15 protein-coding genes and 1 pseudogene are annotated in these 17,477 nt (G+C 61.5%); 2 read left to right on the top strand and 14 right to left on the bottom strand.

The window, feature by feature from the left end; genetic code table 11:
* Positions 1-52: 52 nt before the first annotated feature.
* The 14 genes from astE to acs all read right to left on the bottom strand — a co-directional run bounded on the left by astE (position 53) and on the right by acs (position 16,155).
* Positions 53-1,057 (bottom strand): succinylglutamate desuccinylase, encoded by a 1,005-nt coding sequence (gene astE, locus C8K66_RS29015; RefSeq protein ID WP_017849206.1) that lies wholly within the window; start codon positions 1,055-1,057, stop codon positions 53-55.
* Between the two features lie 11 nt (positions 1,058-1,068).
* A complete protein-coding gene (locus C8K66_RS29020) occupies positions 1,069-1,359 on the bottom strand; it encodes a hypothetical protein (RefSeq protein WP_017849207.1) in 291 nt (96 codons plus the stop codon).
* 23 nt (positions 1,360-1,382) lie between these two features.
* Positions 1,383-2,729: an N-succinylarginine dihydrolase gene (gene astB, locus C8K66_RS29025; protein ID WP_017849208.1), complete on the bottom strand. Its 1,347-nt coding sequence runs from the start codon at positions 2,727-2,729 to the stop codon at positions 1,383-1,385.
* Between the two features lie 156 nt (positions 2,730-2,885).
* Positions 2,886-4,355, bottom strand: coding sequence for a succinylglutamate-semialdehyde dehydrogenase (gene astD, locus C8K66_RS29030; protein ID WP_165933344.1), 1,470 nt, complete (start codon positions 4,353-4,355; stop codon positions 2,886-2,888).
* On the bottom strand, positions 4,352-5,377 hold the full coding sequence (gene astA / locus C8K66_RS29035; protein WP_017849210.1) for an arginine N-succinyltransferase: 1,026 nt from the start codon (positions 5,375-5,377) through the stop codon (positions 4,352-4,354). The genes astD and astA overlap by 4 nt, the downstream gene beginning before the upstream one ends.
* A 50-nt stretch (positions 5,378-5,427) precedes the next feature.
* Positions 5,428-6,447, bottom strand: a complete 1,020-nt coding sequence (gene aruF / locus C8K66_RS29040) for an arginine/ornithine succinyltransferase subunit alpha (protein ID WP_017849211.1) — start codon at positions 6,445-6,447, stop codon at positions 5,428-5,430.
* 204 nt (positions 6,448-6,651) lie between these two features.
* Positions 6,652-7,872 carry an aspartate aminotransferase family protein gene (locus C8K66_RS29045; RefSeq protein WP_046382325.1) on the bottom strand — a complete coding sequence of 407 codons (1,221 nt, stop codon included), beginning with the start codon at positions 7,870-7,872 and terminating at the stop codon, positions 6,652-6,654.
* A gap of 267 nt (positions 7,873-8,139) precedes the next feature.
* Positions 8,140-9,120 carry a GlxA family transcriptional regulator gene (locus C8K66_RS29050; RefSeq protein ID WP_017849213.1) on the bottom strand — a complete coding sequence of 327 codons (981 nt, stop codon included), beginning with the start codon at positions 9,118-9,120 and terminating at the stop codon, positions 8,140-8,142.
* Between the two features lie 209 nt (positions 9,121-9,329).
* The gene (locus C8K66_RS29055) at positions 9,330-10,094 is read right to left on the bottom strand and encodes an ABC transporter ATP-binding protein (protein ID WP_046382323.1); all 765 of its coding nucleotides are present in this window, start codon (positions 10,092-10,094) and stop codon (positions 9,330-9,332) included.
* Between the two features lie 27 nt (positions 10,095-10,121).
* Complete coding sequence (locus C8K66_RS29060) at positions 10,122-11,234, bottom strand: succinylglutamate desuccinylase/aspartoacylase family protein (RefSeq protein WP_046382322.1); 1,113 nt, start codon at positions 11,232-11,234, stop codon at positions 10,122-10,124.
* Position 11,235: 1 nt separating this feature from the next.
* Positions 11,236-11,934 carry an ABC transporter permease gene (locus tag C8K66_RS29065; RefSeq protein WP_017849216.1) on the bottom strand — a complete coding sequence of 233 codons (699 nt, stop codon included), beginning with the start codon at positions 11,932-11,934 and terminating at the stop codon, positions 11,236-11,238.
* Positions 11,931-12,620, bottom strand: a complete 690-nt coding sequence (locus tag C8K66_RS29070; RefSeq protein WP_010566615.1) for an ABC transporter permease — start codon at positions 12,618-12,620, stop codon at positions 11,931-11,933. The genes C8K66_RS29065 and C8K66_RS29070 overlap by 4 nt, the downstream gene beginning before the upstream one ends.
* A 91-nt stretch (positions 12,621-12,711) precedes the next feature.
* Positions 12,712-13,497: an ABC transporter substrate-binding protein gene (locus C8K66_RS29075; RefSeq protein WP_017849217.1), complete on the bottom strand. Its 786-nt coding sequence runs from the start codon at positions 13,495-13,497 to the stop codon at positions 12,712-12,714.
* Positions 13,498-14,199: 702 nt separating this feature from the next.
* On the bottom strand, positions 14,200-16,155 hold the full coding sequence (gene acs / locus C8K66_RS29080; RefSeq protein WP_017849218.1) for an acetate--CoA ligase: 1,956 nt from the start codon (positions 16,153-16,155) through the stop codon (positions 14,200-14,202).
* Between the two features lie 395 nt (positions 16,156-16,550).
* Here acs and C8K66_RS29085 point away from each other — a divergent pair, with 395 nt between their 5' ends.
* A complete protein-coding gene (locus C8K66_RS29085; protein ID WP_017849219.1) occupies positions 16,551-16,820 on the top strand; it encodes a DUF2790 domain-containing protein in 270 nt (89 codons plus the stop codon).
* 509 nt (positions 16,821-17,329) lie between these two features.
* Positions 17,330-17,477 (top strand): annotated as a pseudogene (locus C8K66_RS29090) (ribonucleotide-diphosphate reductase subunit beta); the annotation flags it as partial.

Here is a 17,477-nt window from a genome sequence, read left to right on the forward strand (position 1 = left end):
TGCTATCGGGGGCAAGCCCCCTCCCACATTTGGATCCGGTTAAGGCTGAGATCTATGCCAGCCCGGCGTCCGTGGTCGGCACGATCAATATCCCTGCGCGCAAGCCATTCTTCACCTTCGGGTTCGGGAAGATGATGCGTGCGCCCTCCTCCTCGATCACCCAGCGGGTCTTGGCGACGTCTTCGGCGAGCAGATAGCCCTGGGCCAACGGCGAAAAGTTTTCCACGTCCGCCGGCAGGTGCAACAGGAATGCATCGCTGTGCTTGATGACTTCGCGGGACACGGCAAACAGCTGCAGGCCATCCAGGCTGCCGGTGTCCGGCTCGGTGCCTTCGATGATCTGCGTCAGCCGGGTTTCCAGGCGCGACACGTCCACATCCTGGTTCTGCCCGAATGGCCGCGCCTTGCCCAATTCCAGGGTAAAGGCCTCGGCGCCCAGTTGTTCATAGGTAAAGGCGGAGAAGGTGATCGAAGCTTTGTTCTGCAGCAGCACCGCCTGCATACCGGCGGCGCGCAAGCGGGCCAGTTCGTGGCGCGAATGCTGGCGCCCGTCCTTCCACGGGTAGAGGGCGAACTGCTCGACCTTCGAACCACGAATGGCGGTGTGCAGGTCGTAATGCAAGCGCGAGCGGCCAGGCAGGCTGAAGAAGCTGCGGGCCAATTGTTCCAGCTCGGCGGCGCGCATGGCTTCAGGGCCGATATTTTTTTCGTGACGGCCGTTGAACAGCCGGTTGACGTCCAGTTCGAGGTAACGCTCGCCGCGGCGCATGGCCTCGGGGTTGCCGAACAGGAACAGAATACGGGTGCGGGGTTTGATCTGCCCACGGGCGATGCCATGCAACAGGCGGTCGAGCAATTCGATCGGCGCGGTCTCGTTGCCGTGGATGCCGGACGACAGCAGCACGTCGCTGCCGTTGTCCCGCGCTTGCGGCGGGCGCACTTCGAGCGCGCCTTCGCTGAGCCAGCGCATCTGCACGCCGTCGACAGTCAGTTGAATTTTTTGCGCCGGTTCACGACCGGCGAGAGTCAGTTCAAGGAGTTTGCCGAGGGCGAGCATAAGCAGCTTCCTTAGTGGTTGCAGCCTGGGCCGTGGACGTGATCGTCGTCATCACCCTCAACGTCGGCCGGTTCCATTTCCAGTTGCAGGCTCATCAGGTTGGTGGCCAGTGGGCGCATCAGCAGGTTGGCGTACTCGGCGTCGCCTTCTTCCACGTCCACACCGATCAGCAGTTGGCCACGGCCGTCGTGCTGAATCCAGACTTCCTTGCCCTGCCAGATCACGGCAACGCGGGTGCAGGAGGTTTGCAGCTGGGTGCCGTCGGTGTCTTCAAGGATCAGTTGCAGGGTATCGGTGCTCATAAATAGCTCTCGGCCGTGTGGCGTTAATTGATCTGGAAAGGATATACCGCGCCCAGTTTAAGGATTTGCGTCAGTTCATCCAATGCCGTCCGGCATTCAAGCAGCAATTGCGGGTCAGCCAGGTCGCTTTCGCGCAGGCTGTCGCGGTAGTGCTTGTCGACCCACTGGGTCAGCGTTTCATACAGCGGCGCGGTCATGATAACCCCTGGGTTCACCGCCGCCAGCTCGGTTTCGTTCAACGCCACGCGCAAACGCAGGCACGCCGGGCCGCCGCCGTTCTGCATGCTTTGCTTGAGGTCGAAGACCTTGACCTCGCGGATCAAACCACCGGCAGCGGTCAGACCTTGCAGATATTGCCAGACACGTGCGTTGGCGCGGCACTCTTCCGGCACGATCAACAGCATCGAGCCGTCGGCGCGGGTCAGCAATTGGCTGTTGAACAGGTAGGAACGCACCGCGTCTTCGACGCTGACCTGGGCACGCGGCACGCACACCGACTGGAAGTTGCCGCCCAGTTTGCCCAACTTGGCCTGCAACTCGGCAAGCATCGTCTCGGTGTTGAGGAACGCGTCCTCGTGATAGAACAGCATTTCGCCATTGCCCACCGCGATCACGTCGTTATGGAACACGCCGGCATCGATCACCGCCGGGTTCTGCTGGGCGAAGACCACACCAGCCTCCTTCAGGCCGTGCAGGCGGGCGACGGCCTGGGAGGCTTCGAGGGTCTGGCGCGCCGGGTACTTCTGCGGCGCCGGGTAACGGGTGTCGAACGCGCTGCGGCCGAACACGAAAAACTCCACGCCGGCCTCGCCATAGTCACGGCAGAAACGTGTGTGGTTGGCCGCGCCTTCGTCGCCGAACTGCGCCACCGCCGGCAACGCGGCGTGGTGGGCGAAGTGTTTCGCATCGGCAAACATCGCCCCCAATACGCGGCTGGTGGTCGGGTGTTCGATGCTGCGGTGGTATTTGCAGTTGAGGTTGGCGGCGGTGAAATGCACGCGGCCATCCGCCGTGTCGGCGCTCGGGCTGACGGTGGCGGCGTTGGCCACCCACATGCTCGACGCCGAGCAGCTGGCGACCAGCAATGGCATGGCGTGCTTGGCCGCGTGCTGGATGACCTGGGCATCGCTGCCGCTGAAGCCGAGGTTGCGCAAGGCAGCCACGTCCGGGCGTTCCTGCGGCGCCAGCACGCCTTGCACAAAGCCCATGTCCATCAGCGCTTTCATTTTCTGCAGGCCCTGCAACGCCGCTTCCTTGGGGTTGGAAGCTTGCTGGCTGTTACTCTGGGACGCGACGTTGCCGTAGGACAAACCGCCGTAGTTATGGGTCGGCCCCACTAGACCGTCAAAATTGACTTCATAGGATTTCATCGGCGAGGCTCCACGAACATCTGTTTTTATAGGCATCTAATGACTTGAATACACCACCGACCTAATGTGGGAGGGGGCTTGCCCCCGATAGCAGTCTGCCAGTTGATGAATCAGGTGACTGATCCACCGCTATCGGGAGCAAGCCCCCTCCCACCTTTAGATCAGTGTAATGCCGGGGGTGAGTGTGGCTGGCAGCACCAGGCTTGGGGTTTCCAGGGACGCCACCGGGTACGCGCAATAATCCGCTGCGTAATAGGCGCTGGCGCGATGGTTGCCCGAAGCCCCGACACCACCGAACGGCGCGGTACTGGCGGCGCCGGTCAGTTGTTTGTTCCAGTTGACGATCCCGGCGCGGCTTTCCAGCCAGAATTGCTGGTAGCGCGCTTCGGAGTCCGACAACAAACCGGCGGCCAGGCCGTACTGGGTGTTGTTGGCCTCGGCAATCGCCGCGGCGAAATCAGCGTAGCGGATCACCTGCAACAGCGGGCCGAACAACTCTTCATCGGCGCGCTCGCTCACTTCGGTCACGTCAATGATGCCCGGGGTCAGCAACGCGGCCTGAGCCTGCGGCTGGGTCATTTCCAGCAGCGCCACGGCGCCGTTGGCCAACAGCAGTTCCTGGGCGTCCATCAAGGCTTTCGCCGCCGCCAGGGAAATCACCGAGCCCATGAACGGCGCCGGTTGCTGGTCGAATGCACCGACCGTAATCGTCGCGCTGACCGCCACCAGCCGCGCCAGCAGCGCATCGCCCCAGGCGCCTTCGGGCACCAGCAAGCGACGGGCACAGGTGCAACGCTGGCCGGCCGAGATAAACGCCGATTGGATGATGGTGTAGACCGCCGCATCCACGTCGGCCACTTGATCCACCACCAGCGGGTTGTTACCGCCCATTTCCAGGGCCAGGATCTTGTCCGGGCGCCCGGAGAACTGCTGGTGCAGGTGGTTGCCGGTGCGGCTGGAGCCGGTGAAGAACAACCCGTCGATACCCGGGTTGGCCGCCAGGGCGATCCCGGTTTCCCGCGCACCTTGCAGCAGGTTCAACACGCCCGCCGGCAGGCCGGCTTCGATCCAGCATTGCACGGTCAACTCGGCGACTTTCGGGGTCAACTCGCTGGGTTTGAACAACACGGTATTGCCCGCCAGCAACGCCGGGACGATATGCCCATTGGGCAGGTGGCCGGGGAAGTTGTAAGGACCAAACACCGCCACCACGCCGTGAGGCTTGTGGCGCAGCACGGCGGTGGCGTCGCCCAGCGGGCCGCTCTTCTCGCCGGTACGCTCGCGGTAGCTTTGCACCGAGATTGCGATCTTGTTGGCCATGCTGGTGACTTCGGTGGCCGATTCCCACAGGGGCTTGCCGGTTTCTTCACCGATGCAGCGGGCAATTTCATCGGCGCGGCTTTTCAAGGCATTGGCGAAGGCTTCGAGCACGCCGATGCGCTCTTCCAACGAGCGCCGGGCCCACGCCGGAAACGCCTGGCGCGCCGCCTGCACGGCGGATTCGACCTGTTCGGCGCTGGCGCCATTGCCGGCCCACAGCACGTGCTGGGTCACCGGGTTGCGCGATTCGAACAACTCACCCTGGCCAGCCAGCCAGCTACCTGCGATATACAGCGAATTCATTATTTCGACTCCCGAGCAGCAGACAACGGTACGGCACGCACTTGATCGCCCACCACCAGCTGCAGGCGCTTGGCGGTCAACGGATCGACCACCAGCGTGCCTGCCGCCAGGCGGGCCGGTGCGGCGGTGATGCGGCACTCTTCGCGTTTGCGGTTATGGATCAGGAACGGCGTGGCGTCGTCGCCTGGCGTGCCGATGGCCAACACCAGCGACTGGCTGTCGCGCACCGCACGGATCTTGCTGGTCTCACATTCCACCGCCGGGCCGGCGTCGAAAATGTCGACATAGCCCTGGTAGCTGAACCCTTCGCTCTTGAGCATGCTCAGCGCCGGCTCGGTATCCGGGTGGACCTTGCCGATCACGTTGCGCGCATCCTCCGACAGGAAGCAGCTGTACAGCGGAAATTTCGGCATCAACTCGGCGATAAAGGCTTTGTTGCCCACGCCGGTGAGGTAGTCGGCCTGGCTGAATTCCATCTTGAAGAAGTGTCGGCCCAGGCTTTCCCAGAACGGCGAACGCCCGGCTTCATTGGACACGCCGCGCATCTCGGCGATGATCTTGTTGCCGAACAACTGCGGGAACTCCGCGATAAACAGCAGGCGCGCCTTGGCCAGCATGCGGCCGTTGAGGCCGTTGCGGTAATCGGCGTGCAGGAACAACGAACACAGTTCGGAGTTGCCGGTGAGGTCGTTGGCCAGGAACAGCGTCGGGATCTCACGGTAGATATTCAGCTCCTGGGAGGCGCTGACGGTCAGGCCGACCCGGAAGTTGTACCAGGGCTCGCGCAGGCCGACGGCGCCGGCGATGGCGGAAATCCCCACCACGCGGCCTTCGTCGTTTTCCAGCACGAACAGGTAGTCGGCATCCCCGCGCCCGGCTTCGCCGCGGAAGGTTTTTTCGGCCCAGCCGACCCGGTGGGTCAGGCGCTCTTCGTTGGCCGGCAAGGTGGTCAGGCCGGTGCCGGTGCTGCGCGCCAGATCAATCAGGGCCGGTAAATCGCTGCTGCGTACGGGACGAACGATCATGCTATCTCCTCAGGCGGGCCGCCCGTTCAGGCCACCCGCAAAACTCTGCGTTAAACCGCAACCAAACGCACGCTGGCGCCTTCGCCGACGCCCAGGGCTTCGGCCGCTTCCAGGTCCAGGGTCACCGGTTTGCCGGGCGCGTAGTCCAGCTCCAGCAGCACCGCGCGGTAATCCTGCAACTGCGCGTTGCTCACCAGGTACTGGCGGCCGACACCCTTGACCCTCTCGCCGATCTTCACCGGCACCACGCGGCTCTGGGCGATCGAGCGAATGCCCGAGACCCGCGCGTGCAGCGTCGGGCCGCCGTCGAAGATGTCGATGTAGTGATCGGTCTCGAAGCCTTCGCGCATGAGGATGTCGAAGGTGATCTGCGCACGCGGATGCACCTGGCCCATGGCTTCCTGAGCTTCGTCCGGCAGCAGCGGCACGTAGATCGGGTAGTGCGGCATCAGCTCGGCGAGGAACGTGCGGCTTTTCAGCCCGCACAGGCGCTCGGCGGCGGCGTAGTTGAGGTCGAAGAAGTTGCGCCCGATGGCGTCCCAGAACGGCGAATCACCGTTCTCGTCGCTGTAGCCGACAATCTCGGTCACCACCGAGTCGGCGAAGCGCTCGGGATGGCTGGCGACGAACAACAGGCGGCCGCGGGAATTGAGTTCCGACCACGGCGAACCGACCAGCTCCGGCACCACGTAGAAGCTGGTGAGCAGGCTGTTGCCGGTGAGGTCGTGGCACTGGGAAAGCACGTGGATCTTGTTGTGGATCTTCAGCTCGCGGGAGGCGTGGACGAAGGTCTCGTTACGGAAGCTGTAGAACGGTTCCGAGTAGCCGGCCGAGGCGACGATGGCCGAACAGCCGACGAGCTTGCCGGTCTCGGTGTCTTCGAGCACGAAGAAATAGCTTTCTTCACCGTTGAAACTGACCTCGGCAGCGAAGGACGCTTCGCTGGCGGCGATCTTGTCGCTCAGGCGCTCCACATCGTCCGGCAAGGAGGTGACACCAATCGGGCTGTCCGCAGCCAGACGCTGCACCTCGCCCAGATCAGCCATTTGCGCGGGGCGCATCACCAGCATGGTGTCACTCCTTAACTCGAAAAACTCATAGGAAAAAGTACCGGACAGGTCAGGAACAACACATATCCAATGTGGGAGGGGCGGTGCGACGATTCGACTTGCCCCCGATAGCAGTCTGTCAGTTGATACATCTGGTGACTGATACACCGCTATCGGGGGCAAGCCCCCTCCCACATTCGACCCAGTCCGACAGATAAATGTGTATCAGGCTTGGGTCAGTGTTTTAACAGCACGCTCAAAACGGTCCAGGCCTTCATTGATGTCCGCATCCTCCACCACCAGGCTCGGCGCGAAACGCACCACGTCGGGGCCGGCTTGCAGGATCATCAGGTTTTCTTTCTCGGCCGCGTTGAACACGTCCTTGGCCTTGCCTTTCCAGGCGTCGCTCAACACGCAACCGAGCAGCAGGCCGAGGCCGCGCACTTCGCTGAAGATCCCGTATTGTTTGCCGATCTGTTCCAGGCGGGCCTTGAACAGGTCGTGCTTGGCGTTGACGCCGGCCAGCACTTCAGGCGTGTTGATCACATCGATCACCGCCCCCGCCACCGCACACGCCAGCGGGTTGCCGCCGTAGGTGGTGCCGTGGGTGCCGACCACCAAGTGCTTGGCCAAGGCTTCCGTGGTGAGCATCGCGGCAATCGGGAAACCGCCGCCCAGGCTCTTGGCGCTGGTGAGAATGTCCGGCACCACACCGTAGTGCTGGTAGGCGAACAGATGGCCGCTGCGGCCCATGCCGGTCTGCACTTCGTCGAACACCAGCAGCGCGTCGTGGGCGTCGCACAGTTCGCGGGCGCCTTGCAGGTAGGCCAGCTCGGCCGGCAGCACGCCGCCCTCGCCTTGCACCGGTTCCAGCACCACGGCGCAGGTCTTGTCCGACACGGCAGCTTTCAGCGCGGCCAGGTCATTGAACGGCACATGGGTGATGCCAGTGATCTTCGGCCCGAAGCCGTCGGAGTACTTCGACTGGCCACCGACGTTGACGGTGAACAGGGTGCGGCCGTGGAAGCTGTTGAGGGCGGCGATGATCTCGTATTTCTCGCTGCCGAAGCGGTCGAACGCCACGCGACGGGCCAGCTTGAACGCAGCCTCGTTGGCTTCGGCGCCGGAGTTGCAGAAGAACACACGCTCGGCAAAAGTGGCGTCGATCAACTTGTGGGCCAGGCGCAGGGCCGGCTCATTGGTGAAGACGTTGGAGACGTGCCACAGCTTGTGGGCCTGTTCGGTCAACGCACCGACCAGCGCCGGGTGGGCATGGCCCAAAACATTGACCGCGATGCCGCCGGCAAAGTCGATCAGCTCGCGACCCGCCTGGTCCCACACGCGCGAACCTGCGCCGCGCACGGGGATGAATGCGGCAGGTGCGTAATTGGGCACCATGACCTGGTCGAAATCGGCACGTTGCACCGGGGCTTGCTCAACGGACATCGGAGTCTCCTGAAGAGGAACGCCTGCCTGGAACTGGCGGGCGATGCAGGGATTGTAAGGACAGTTTTCAGCGCGGCCTTGCCGCCAAGCGACAACTTCTTATAGCGCCAACCCGCGATTTTGGCGGGTTTACGCCAATGCGACAAATAGCATCGCAATGGCGCAGTTTAAACGCTACCGGGGCACAGCGGCAGGTGGTCGAGCAGGATAGGCGTAACTTGGCCGGCGGTCGGCTATCTATCTACCGCAGGGATCGCGCGGGTGAGATCAACCGCGTTCGGACGGCACCGACGACAACTCGAACGGGCTGCTGCTGCGTCGCTGGTTGCGGTCTTCGCGGGGGGTGGCGCCGAAGAAATTGCGGTAGGCGCTGGAGAAGTGCGGCCCCGAGGAGAAGCCGCAGGACAGGCCGATCTGGATGATCGACTTGCTGGTTTGCATCAGCATCTGTCGGGCCTTGTTCAGGCGCAGTTCCAGGTAATACTGGCTGGGGACGCGATTGAGGTATTGCTTGAAGATGCGTTCCAGTTGTCGTCGCGACACGCAGACATGCTGGGCGATTTCGTCGGTGGTCAGCGGTTCCTCAATGTTGGCCTCCATCAACAGCACCGCCTGGGTCAGCTTCGGATGGCTCGAGCCCAGGCGGTTTTGCAGAGGGATGCGCTGGCGCTCGCCGCCTTCGCGGATGCGCTCCACCACCAGTTCCTCGGACACCGCACCGGCCAGCTCGGCGCCGTGATCACGGGCCAGCACCGCCAGCAACAGGTCGAGTACCGACATGCCGCCACAGGCGGTCAGGCGATCGCGGTCCCAGTCGAACAGATGGCTGGTGGCGATGACCTTGGGGAAGCGCTCGGCGAAATCGTCCTGCCAGCGCCAATGCACGGCGGCGCGGTAGCCGTCGAGCAGACCGAGATGAGCCAGCGGGTAGACACCGGCCGACAAGCCGCCGATCACACACCCGGCGCGCACCAGTTGCTTGAGCGCGGTGCTGAGCTGCGAAGCGATCGCGGTGGGCGGTTCGTCGGCCAGCAGGAACAGTTTCTGGAAGCCTTCGAGCTTGCCGGCCCACGGCCCGCCGGGCAGTTGCCAGGCGCCATCGGTCTGCGGTTCGGCCTGCAGAAACGACAGTTCATAGACCACCTCCGGATGCACCCGCTGAGCAACGCGCAAGGCCTCCTCAGCCAGCGCAAGCGTCAGTGCTTTTGTGCTGGGCCAAATCAGGAAACCAATTCGATGGGCAGTCATGGAGGGCTATCCGAAGCAAAAACAGTGAAAGAAGCCGTGGGCCAATGCTAGCCCGTAAACGAACACAAATCTCAAAAACGATGAACATCCAATGTGGGAGGGGCGGTGCGACGATTCGACTTGCCCCCGATAGCGGTGTATCAGTCACCAGATGTATCAACTGACAGACTGCTATCGGGGGCAAGCCCCCTCCCACATAAAAGGAGTGGCTACTTCAAGCTGCCGGAGAGGAACTGCTGAAGCCGCTCGGACTGGGGATTGACCAGCACTTCACGCGGGTTGCCGCGTTCTTCGACGATGCCTTTGTGCAGGAATACCAACTGGTTGGACACTTCACGGGCAAAGCCCATTTCGTGGGTCACCACCACCATGGTGCGGCCTTCCTGGGCCAGGTCCTGCATCACTTTCAACACTTCGCCGACCAACTCCGGGTCCAGCGCCGAGGTGGGTTCGTCGAACAGCATCACCTCCGGCTCCATCGCCAGCGCACGGGCAATCGCCACGCGCTGTTGCTCGCCACCGGACATATGACCAGGGAACGCATCCTTACGATGGCCCACGCCGACTTTGGCCAGGTAGTGCTCGGCCTTTTCCCGCGCGTCCTTTTTCGACATGCCCAGCACATGCACCGGGGCTTCCATCACGTTTTCCAGCGCGGTCATGTGCGACCACAGGTTGAAATGCTGGAACACCATGGACAGGCGCGAACGCATGCGTTGCAGCTGTTTCGGGTCGGCGGCCCGCAGGGCGCCGTCTTTGCCGGCCACCAGTTTCAGCTCTTCGTTATTGAGCAGGATCTTGCCGGCGTGGGGCTGCTCCAGCAGGTTGACGCAGCGCAAAAAGGTACTTTTGCCCGAACCGCTGGAACCGATGATGCTGATCACATCACCGGCCGCGGCGGCCAGGGACACGCCTTTGAGCACTTCATGACTGCCATAGCGTTTATGCAGGTCTTGGACTTCAAGCTTGTACATGCGGTCGGTTCTCACAAAAACAGGTGGTCAGTCGTTGAGCAAGCGCCCGTGACGCAGCGCTTCGCGCCCCGCCACCTTGGCCAGCCAGAAACCCGCTTGGGCATAACGTAGCCGTTCAACGGCAAACAGCACCCCCGAAGTGCCGGCGCAGATGATGCTCACGCGGTCTTCCAGAGGGTCGATCACTTCAAAAACCGGCTCGCCGGCGTCCACCCAGTCACCGGCTTTACGCAGGTAACTGATCACGCCAGCGTGGGGTGCAAACAGCAATTCGGTGCCTTCGAAGGGCACGCCTTCGCAGGGTTCGTGACGTGGCGCCGGCCACTCACCTTTAATCAGGCCCTGCTCGGCGAGGAACGCGAGGATGCCTTCGGCGTGGAAGATCGCTTCGTCGCGGCCGGTATCGGCCTGGCCGCCCAGTTCCAGGGTGGTCGCCAGGCACGCCAGCGGAATCTGCGCCTCGGGGAACGCCCGCGACACACGCAGCCAGGGCAGCGAGCAGGCTTCATCGAACGAACTGCCGCCGGAGTCTTCCGCCAGCAGCCCGACTTTCACATTCAAATGCGCCGACAGCGACCGCCACTGCGGCCAATGCTGGGGCAGCGCGTACATGTGCAGCGCGGCTTCGGCGTCGCAATGCAGGTCGAGGACGATGTCCGCGGTGCAGGCGTGGCTCAGCAGCACCCGCTGCATGCCTTGCAACTGGCTGGCCGGCGCGGGCAGCGCGTCGAGCGTATCGCGCATCGCCTGGCGGATCACGCGCACATTGGCATGGGGATCATCGCCGAGCTTGCCGTGCAGTTGTGCGATCAGCGGCTCGCTCAACTCGACGAAATCGCGGTTGAAATTCTTGCCGCTGCCAATCTCGAAACGCCCTTGATGGCTGCCTTGCAACAGCTGGCCCAGGCCCATCGGGTTGGCCACCGGCACCAACTCGATCACGCCGTTGAGCGCGCCTTGCTGTTCCAGTTCGGTCAGGCGCTTTTTCAGCTCCCACGCGGCACGCATCCCCGGCAGTTCATCGGCGTGCAGGCTGGCCTGGATGTAGGCCTTGCGCTCGCCGCTGCCGAAACGGAACACGCTCAGTTGGCGCTCGCAACCCAGGTGGCCCCAGGGCAACAGGTGATCGATACGTTCCATATCAGTGCTTCCGTGGAGCCAGGTAGCTCAGCCAGCGGCGCTCGGCCAACTTGAACAGGCGCACCAGGATGAAGGTCAGGCACAGGTAGAACGCGCCGGCGGTGATATAGGCTTCGAACGGCAGGTAGAACTGTGCGTTCACCGTGCGCGCGGCACCGGTGATGTCGATCAGGGTGACGATGGATGCCAGGCTGGTGGTCTGCAGCATCATGATCACTTCGTTGCTGTACTGCGGCAGCGCCCGGCGCAGGGCCGATGGCAGCAGGATGCGGCGGTACAGTTTGTAGCGCGACATGCCCATGGCCTTGGCCGCTTCGATCTCGCCGTTGGGGGTGGCCTTGAGGCTCCCGGCGATGATTTCGGCGGTGTAGGCGCTGGTGTTGATCGCAAAGGCCAGGCACGCGCAGAACGTGGCGCTGGACAACAGCGGCCACAGGAAGCTCTCGCGCACCGCCTGGAACTGGGCCAGGCCGTAGTAGATCAAGAACAGCTGCACCAGCATCGGTGTGCCGCGGATCACATAGGTGTAGAGCCAGGCCGCGCCGTTGACGATCGGCTGCTTGGACACCCGCATCAAGCCCAGGGGCAAGGCGGCGAGCAGGCCGAAGAACAGCGAAATGGCGAGCAGTTTCAGGGTGGTCAGCAAGCCGCCGAGGTACAGCGGCATGGCGTCCCAGATGACGTTGTAGTCGAAGATCATAGATCAGCCGCCCTTACGCCTACCGAGTAGCGCTTCTCAAGATGACGCAACGCCAGCAACGATACGCTGGTGATCACCAGGTACATCGCCGCCACTGCGAGGAAGAAGGTAAAAGGCTCGCGGGTGGCATCCGCCGCCTGCTTGGCCTTGAACATCATGTCTTGCAGGCCCACCACCGAAATCAGCGCGGTGGCCTTGGTCAGGACCAGCCAGTTGTTGGTAAACCCGGGGATCGCCAGCCGGATCATCTGCGGCACCATCACCCGGAAAAACACCTGGAAAGGGCTCATGCCATACGCCAGGCCGGCTTCGGCCTGGCCCTTGGGGATGGCCATGAAGGCGCCGCGGAAGGTTTCCGACAGGTAGGCGCCAAAGATGAAACCCAGGGTGCCGATACCGGCGGCCAAGGGGTTCAAGTCGATATAGTCGTCATAGCCAAGCATCGGCGCGACGCGGTTGAGCAGGTCCTGACCGCCGTAGAAAATCAGCAGGATCAGCACCAGGTCGGGAATCCCACGGATCACCGTGGAGTACAAGTCACCCAGCCAGGCCAACCAGCGCACCGGCGACAGGCGTAACGCGACCCCGATCAGACCCAGAACGATGGCCAAGGCCATGGACGACAAGGCGAGCTGAAGCGTCAACCATGCGCCATCGAGGATGACGGCCCCGTAGCCTTTCAACATGATTCAGGTCCTCGAAAAGGGGGATGAAAAAATGGCGCAAACCGCAGGAATTCTGTTGCTTGCGCCATTCTGGACAGACCGCTGCGACGATTTACTTGGCGTCTGGGCCGTAAATATCGAAGTTGAAGTACTTGTCCTGGATAGCCTTGTACTTGCCGTTGGCACGAATCGCAGTGATCGCAGCGTTGATGCGGTCCAGGTTTTCCTTGTCGCCTTTACGTACCGCGATACCGATGCCATCGCCGAAGTATTTGCTATCGGTAAAGGCCGGGCCGGTGAACGCGTAGCCTTTACCCGCAGCCGTATCGAGGAAACCTTCCTGCAACAGGGTGGCGTCAGCCACGGTGCCGTCGAGGCGACCGGCTTCCACGTCCAGGTAGATTTCGTTCTGCGAGCTGTAAGGAACAACCGTGGCACCTTTAGGCGCCAGTACTTCCTTGGCGAAACGGTCATGGATCGAACCGCGCTGCACGCCGATCTTCTTGCCTTTCAACTCATCCAGGCTGTCGCTGACGGTCGTGCCTTCCTTCAACACCAGGCGCGCCGGGGTCAGGTAGTAGCGGTTGGTGAAGTCCACGGACTTCTTGCGGTCGTCGGTGATGGACATGGACGACAGGATCGCGTCGATCTTGCGCACTTTCAGCGCGGGGATCAGGCCGTCGAACTCTTGCTCGACCCAAGTACACTTGACCTTCATCTCTTCGCACAGAGCGTTGCCGATGTCGTAGTCAAAACCGACGATGTTGCCATCCGGCGCCTTCGAGGCAAACGGAGGGTATGCCGCTTCGATACCAATTTTCAGAGGCTTGCCTTCAGCGAAAGCCTGCATGGACAGCACGGACAGCGCCAGGGCGCCCAACAGCACGAGTTTCTTCATCTTGGGACTCCATCGGTATAGGGCAAAACAGCAGTATGAGCCATGGCCCACGATGCGACTGAGTGAAACCGAATAGCGGTGCTGCGTCCTACGCCGATTCAACAGCGACGACGACGAGCGAGTGATCGGCATTCTAACGACAGGCCGGAAGCCGATATTTCCTCAATGCGACAACAATTTACAGAAGCACCGAGAAAGCGGTTCCAGCACATTGACAGTCCCTGTTTTTTATGCAGAGACAAAAGATATTAAACCTGTTGATACTGCAAATAGCGGGCCTATTATTCGCAAACCCTTCTAGCACGGCAAGTCTGGCGTTTAATCTAATACTGGGAGCTGTCTAAAACGCGGCTTTTCGGTGCAAACCCGTAGCACTTTGCCTCATGTTCGGGCGAAGGGTTACACATTTGCGCCGCTCGGTAACATTCAGAAACGTCCTGACGAAGAAGTCGATATTTATTGGCCTGGGGTTATGCAGGTCCATGTGGGAGGGGCGGTGCGACGATTCGACTTGCCCCCGATAGCGGTCTTCAGCCAACTGATCAGTGACTGATCCACCGCCATCGGGGGCAAGCCCCCTCCCACATGGGATCTTCAGTGGCTTTGAGAGACCACAAACATGGGATCTTCAGTGGTTTTGAGAGACCACAAAAAAGCCCCACCCGGCTCACGCCGAATGGGGCTCTGTCCCACCTACCCGTCTTACGCGACGTTCATGGTCTTGTGGGTCTCAATCAAATGCGCCACCACACTTGGGTCGGCCAGGGTGGAGATATCGCCCAAGCCATCGTACTCAGCCGTGGCAATCTTGCGCAGGATACGTCGCATGATTTTGCCCGACCGCGTCTTCGGCAAGCCCGGTGCCCACTGGATCACGTCCGGCGAAGCGATCGGCCCGATTTCCTTGCGCACCCAGTTCTTCAGTTCCAGGCGCAGCGCTTCGGTCGGCTCTTCACCATTTTTCAGGGTGACATACACATAGATGCCCTGGCCCTTGATGTCGTGCGGCACACCCACCACCGCCGCTTCGGCGACTTTCGGGTGGGCGACCATGGCGCTTTCGATCTCGGCGGTCCCCATACGGTGGCCGGACACGTTCAACACGTCATCCACACGGCCGGTGATCCACCAGTAGCCATCTTCATCGCGACGGGCGCCGTCACCGGTGAAGTACATGCCCCGGAAGGTCTTGAAGTAGGTATCGACGAAACGGTCATGGTCGCCGTACAGGGTACGGGCCTGGCCTGGCCACGAATCGAGGATCACCAGGTTGCCTTCGGCAGGGCCTTCGATGATGTTGCCCAGGTTGTCCACCAAGGCCGGCACCACACCGAAGAACGGCCGTGCCGCCGAACCCGGCTTGAGCGCATGGGCGCCCGGCAGCGGGCTCATCAGGGTGGCGCCGGTCTCGGTCTGCCACCAGGTATCGACGATCGGGCAACGGGATTGGCCGACGTTCTTGTAGTACCAGTCCCACGCTTCCGGGTTGATCGGCTCACCCACCGAACCCAGTAGGCGCAAGCTGCTGCCATCAACGCCTTCGCAGGCGGCGGTGCCGGAAGCCATCATCGCGCGGATCGCCGTCGGCGCGGTGTAGAGAACATTGACCTTGTGCTTGTCGACGATCTTGCCCACCCGAGTGATGTCCGGGTAGTTAGGCACGCCTTCGAACATCAGCGTGGTCGCGCCATTGGCCAGTGGCCCGTAGACGATATAGGTGTGGCCGGTGATCCAGCCGACGTCGGCGGTACACCAGAAGATTTCGCCCGGGCGGTAGTCGAACACGCGCTCATGGGTCAGGGCCGCATACAACAAGTAGCCGCCAGTGGTGTGCTGCACGCCTTTAGGCTTGCCGGTGGAGCCGGAGGTATAAAGGATGAACAGCGCTTCTTCGGCGCCCATCTCTTTCGGCGCGCACACGGTGCCCGCCACTTTCATCAGGTCTTCGTACCAGATGTCGCGATGCTGGTTCCACTTGATACTGCCACTGGTGCGCTTGCACACGATGACTTTCTGGACGCTGTTGGTTTCCGGGTTGGTCAGAGCGTCGTCGACGTTGGCCTTCAACGGAATCTTCTTACCGGCGCGCACACCTTCGTCGGCGGTGATTACCACTTTCGACTTACAGTCGATGATGCGACCAGCCAAGGCCTCCGGCGAGAAACCGCCAAACACCACCGAGTGGATCGCACCGATGCGGGCACAGGCCAGCATGGCGACCGCAGCTTCGGGGATCATCGGCATATAAATAGTCACCACGTCGCCGCGGTGTATGTCCTGGCCACGCAGCGCGTTGGCAAACTTGCAGACTTGTTCGTGCAACTCGCGGTAGGTGATGGTGCGGCTGTCGGCAGGGTCATCGCCCTCCCAGATGATCGCCGCCTGGTCGCCGCGCTCGGCGAGGTGACGGTCCAGGCAGTTGTAGGAAACGTTCAAGGTGCCATCGGCAAACCACTTGATGTCGACATGGTGATCGTCGAATGAGGTCTGCTTCACCGTGGTGAAAGGCTTGATCCAGTCAAGACGCTTGGCTTGCTCACGCCAGAAACCATCGGGGTTGACCACCGACTGCTGGTACATGGCCTTGTAGGTCGCCTCGTCAGTCAGCGTGTTGGCTACTGTTTCGGGGCGAACGGGGTACAGGGAAGCCGCACTCATCTTTCTTACCTCGGTGAAATAGTTGTTTTTGTATGACCCCAGTTGTAGCCGGGGTCAGCCTATAGAACCATTCGACGATGGTAGTAACAAGACCCTACAAATTGCCCTGCTATCTCCTTCCCCCCTCTGGCCCGTAGCCTGCGGCGCTTGGCGGACACGTAAAAAAACCTGCGACGGGGGATTGTTACAAAAACCACCAATAGTGTTTATCAAAAGCACGGGTATATGAATATAACCCGCAGGCCTAAAATCGACTCCGCCAACAAGGCAACCAGATTAACAACGTAACAGCCCCCACGAAGGCACGTTAATCGGAAGTAAACACCCCTAAGTTACACACGAGGCCTCCAAAGGGCCCCGTGCCCCCTTTCGCACTGAAGAAGGTAAAAAGAGAAATGAAAGCTTTATTAGTTATGGCCCTCAGCAGCTTGTGCGCCACCGCCGCCCTGGCCGAGGAAGCCCCGACTGACGTAGCCGGCCAGAACGCCCCGATTGTTGAAGACTACACCTACAGCACTCACCTGGACGTCGCCAAAGTAGTCTCCATGAGCACCATTCCAGATGTATGCGAAGTCGTACCGGTAAAAATGGAATATGAAGACTCCAAAGGTCAGCGCCACATTCTTAACTACCATGTGATGGGTAACGGTTGCTCTAACGGATAACAACTTCGTTAGTTCACATTGACCGTGATCTTATTCGCCGCAAGAAATTGTTCTTGCGGCCAAAAACCCGCCTCCCGCTCCCCCGCTCAAAAAACCTCGCCAGCCCCCGCAATAAATAGCCCACCGTCCGTCAAAAAAATCCTCCGGCACCAACCCCCTGTAAACCCTCGCTCTGGCTCGAATACCAGGCGTTTTGTCAGCAATCCGAGCGCATCTGCCACAACACAAAGCCGTTTTTTTCCCTATAATGCGCGGGTAAATCGGGCCTGCAATATCCCTTTACACTGGGATGAAGAGCCGACCTGAGGCCTCCGCAGGAGCATGCATCTATCGCTCCGCCCCTCAAGCCTCACGCAGAGCACCCGTTCACCCCATTGCGTTTAATGCCTGCGCTAGCTGTTGCAACAAACGATTCCTTAAGATCCACCGCGGCCCGAGGGCCGTGTGAACCCCCAACCATCCGGTTTCACACGGGCACCTTCGAGCCCTCACGCAGGAGACGACACGTCATGCTGAGCTGGGACGAATTCGACAAAGAAGAAGACGGCGAAGTCGCCGTCAAAGGCGCCAACGCCGGCCACGCCACCGAAGCCAACATGGACCGCCTCGACGGTGCCGGCGCCGCTGCCGCCATCGAAGCCCGCGCCGTCACCGCCA

The organism is Pseudomonas sp. GV105 (genome assembly GCF_003058185.1).
In the GTDB taxonomy this organism is placed as follows: domain Bacteria; phylum Pseudomonadota; class Gammaproteobacteria; order Pseudomonadales; family Pseudomonadaceae; genus Aquipseudomonas; species Aquipseudomonas veronii.

What these genes read in the sequence shown, in the direction of transcription:
- astE (WP_017849206.1), bottom strand. Translation starts at nt 1,057, where the DNA reads ATGCTCGCCCTCGGCAAACTCCTTGAACTGACTCTCGCCGGTCGTGAA.
- C8K66_RS29020 (WP_017849207.1), bottom strand. Translation starts at nt 1,359, where the DNA reads ATGAGCACCGATACCCTGCAACTGATCCTTGAAGACACCGACGGCACC.
- astB (WP_017849208.1), bottom strand. Translation starts at nt 2,729, where the DNA reads ATGAAATCCTATGAAGTCAATTTTGACGGTCTAGTGGGGCCGACCCAT.
- astA (WP_017849210.1), bottom strand. Translation starts at nt 5,377, where the DNA reads ATGATCGTTCGTCCCGTACGCAGCAGCGATTTACCGGCCCTGATTGAT.
- aruF (WP_017849211.1), bottom strand. Translation starts at nt 6,447, where the DNA reads ATGCTGGTGATGCGCCCCGCGCAAATGGCTGATCTGGGCGAGGTGCAG.
- C8K66_RS29045 (WP_046382325.1), bottom strand. Translation starts at nt 7,872, where the DNA reads ATGTCCGTTGAGCAAGCCCCGGTGCAACGTGCCGATTTCGACCAGGTC.
- C8K66_RS29050 (WP_017849213.1), bottom strand. Translation starts at nt 9,120, where the DNA reads ATGACTGCCCATCGAATTGGTTTCCTGATTTGGCCCAGCACAAAAGCA.
- C8K66_RS29055 (WP_046382323.1), bottom strand. Translation starts at nt 10,094, where the DNA reads ATGTACAAGCTTGAAGTCCAAGACCTGCATAAACGCTATGGCAGTCAT.
- C8K66_RS29060 (WP_046382322.1), bottom strand. Translation starts at nt 11,234, where the DNA reads ATGGAACGTATCGATCACCTGTTGCCCTGGGGCCACCTGGGTTGCGAG.
- C8K66_RS29065 (WP_017849216.1), bottom strand. Translation starts at nt 11,934, where the DNA reads ATGATCTTCGACTACAACGTCATCTGGGACGCCATGCCGCTGTACCTC.
- C8K66_RS29070 (WP_010566615.1), bottom strand. Translation starts at nt 12,620, where the DNA reads ATGTTGAAAGGCTACGGGGCCGTCATCCTCGATGGCGCATGGTTGACG.
- C8K66_RS29075 (WP_017849217.1), bottom strand. Translation starts at nt 13,497, where the DNA reads ATGAAGAAACTCGTGCTGTTGGGCGCCCTGGCGCTGTCCGTGCTGTCC.
- acs (WP_017849218.1), bottom strand. Translation starts at nt 16,155, where the DNA reads ATGAGTGCGGCTTCCCTGTACCCCGTTCGCCCCGAAACAGTAGCCAAC.
- C8K66_RS29085 (WP_017849219.1), top strand. Translation starts at nt 16,551, where the DNA reads ATGAAAGCTTTATTAGTTATGGCCCTCAGCAGCTTGTGCGCCACCGCC.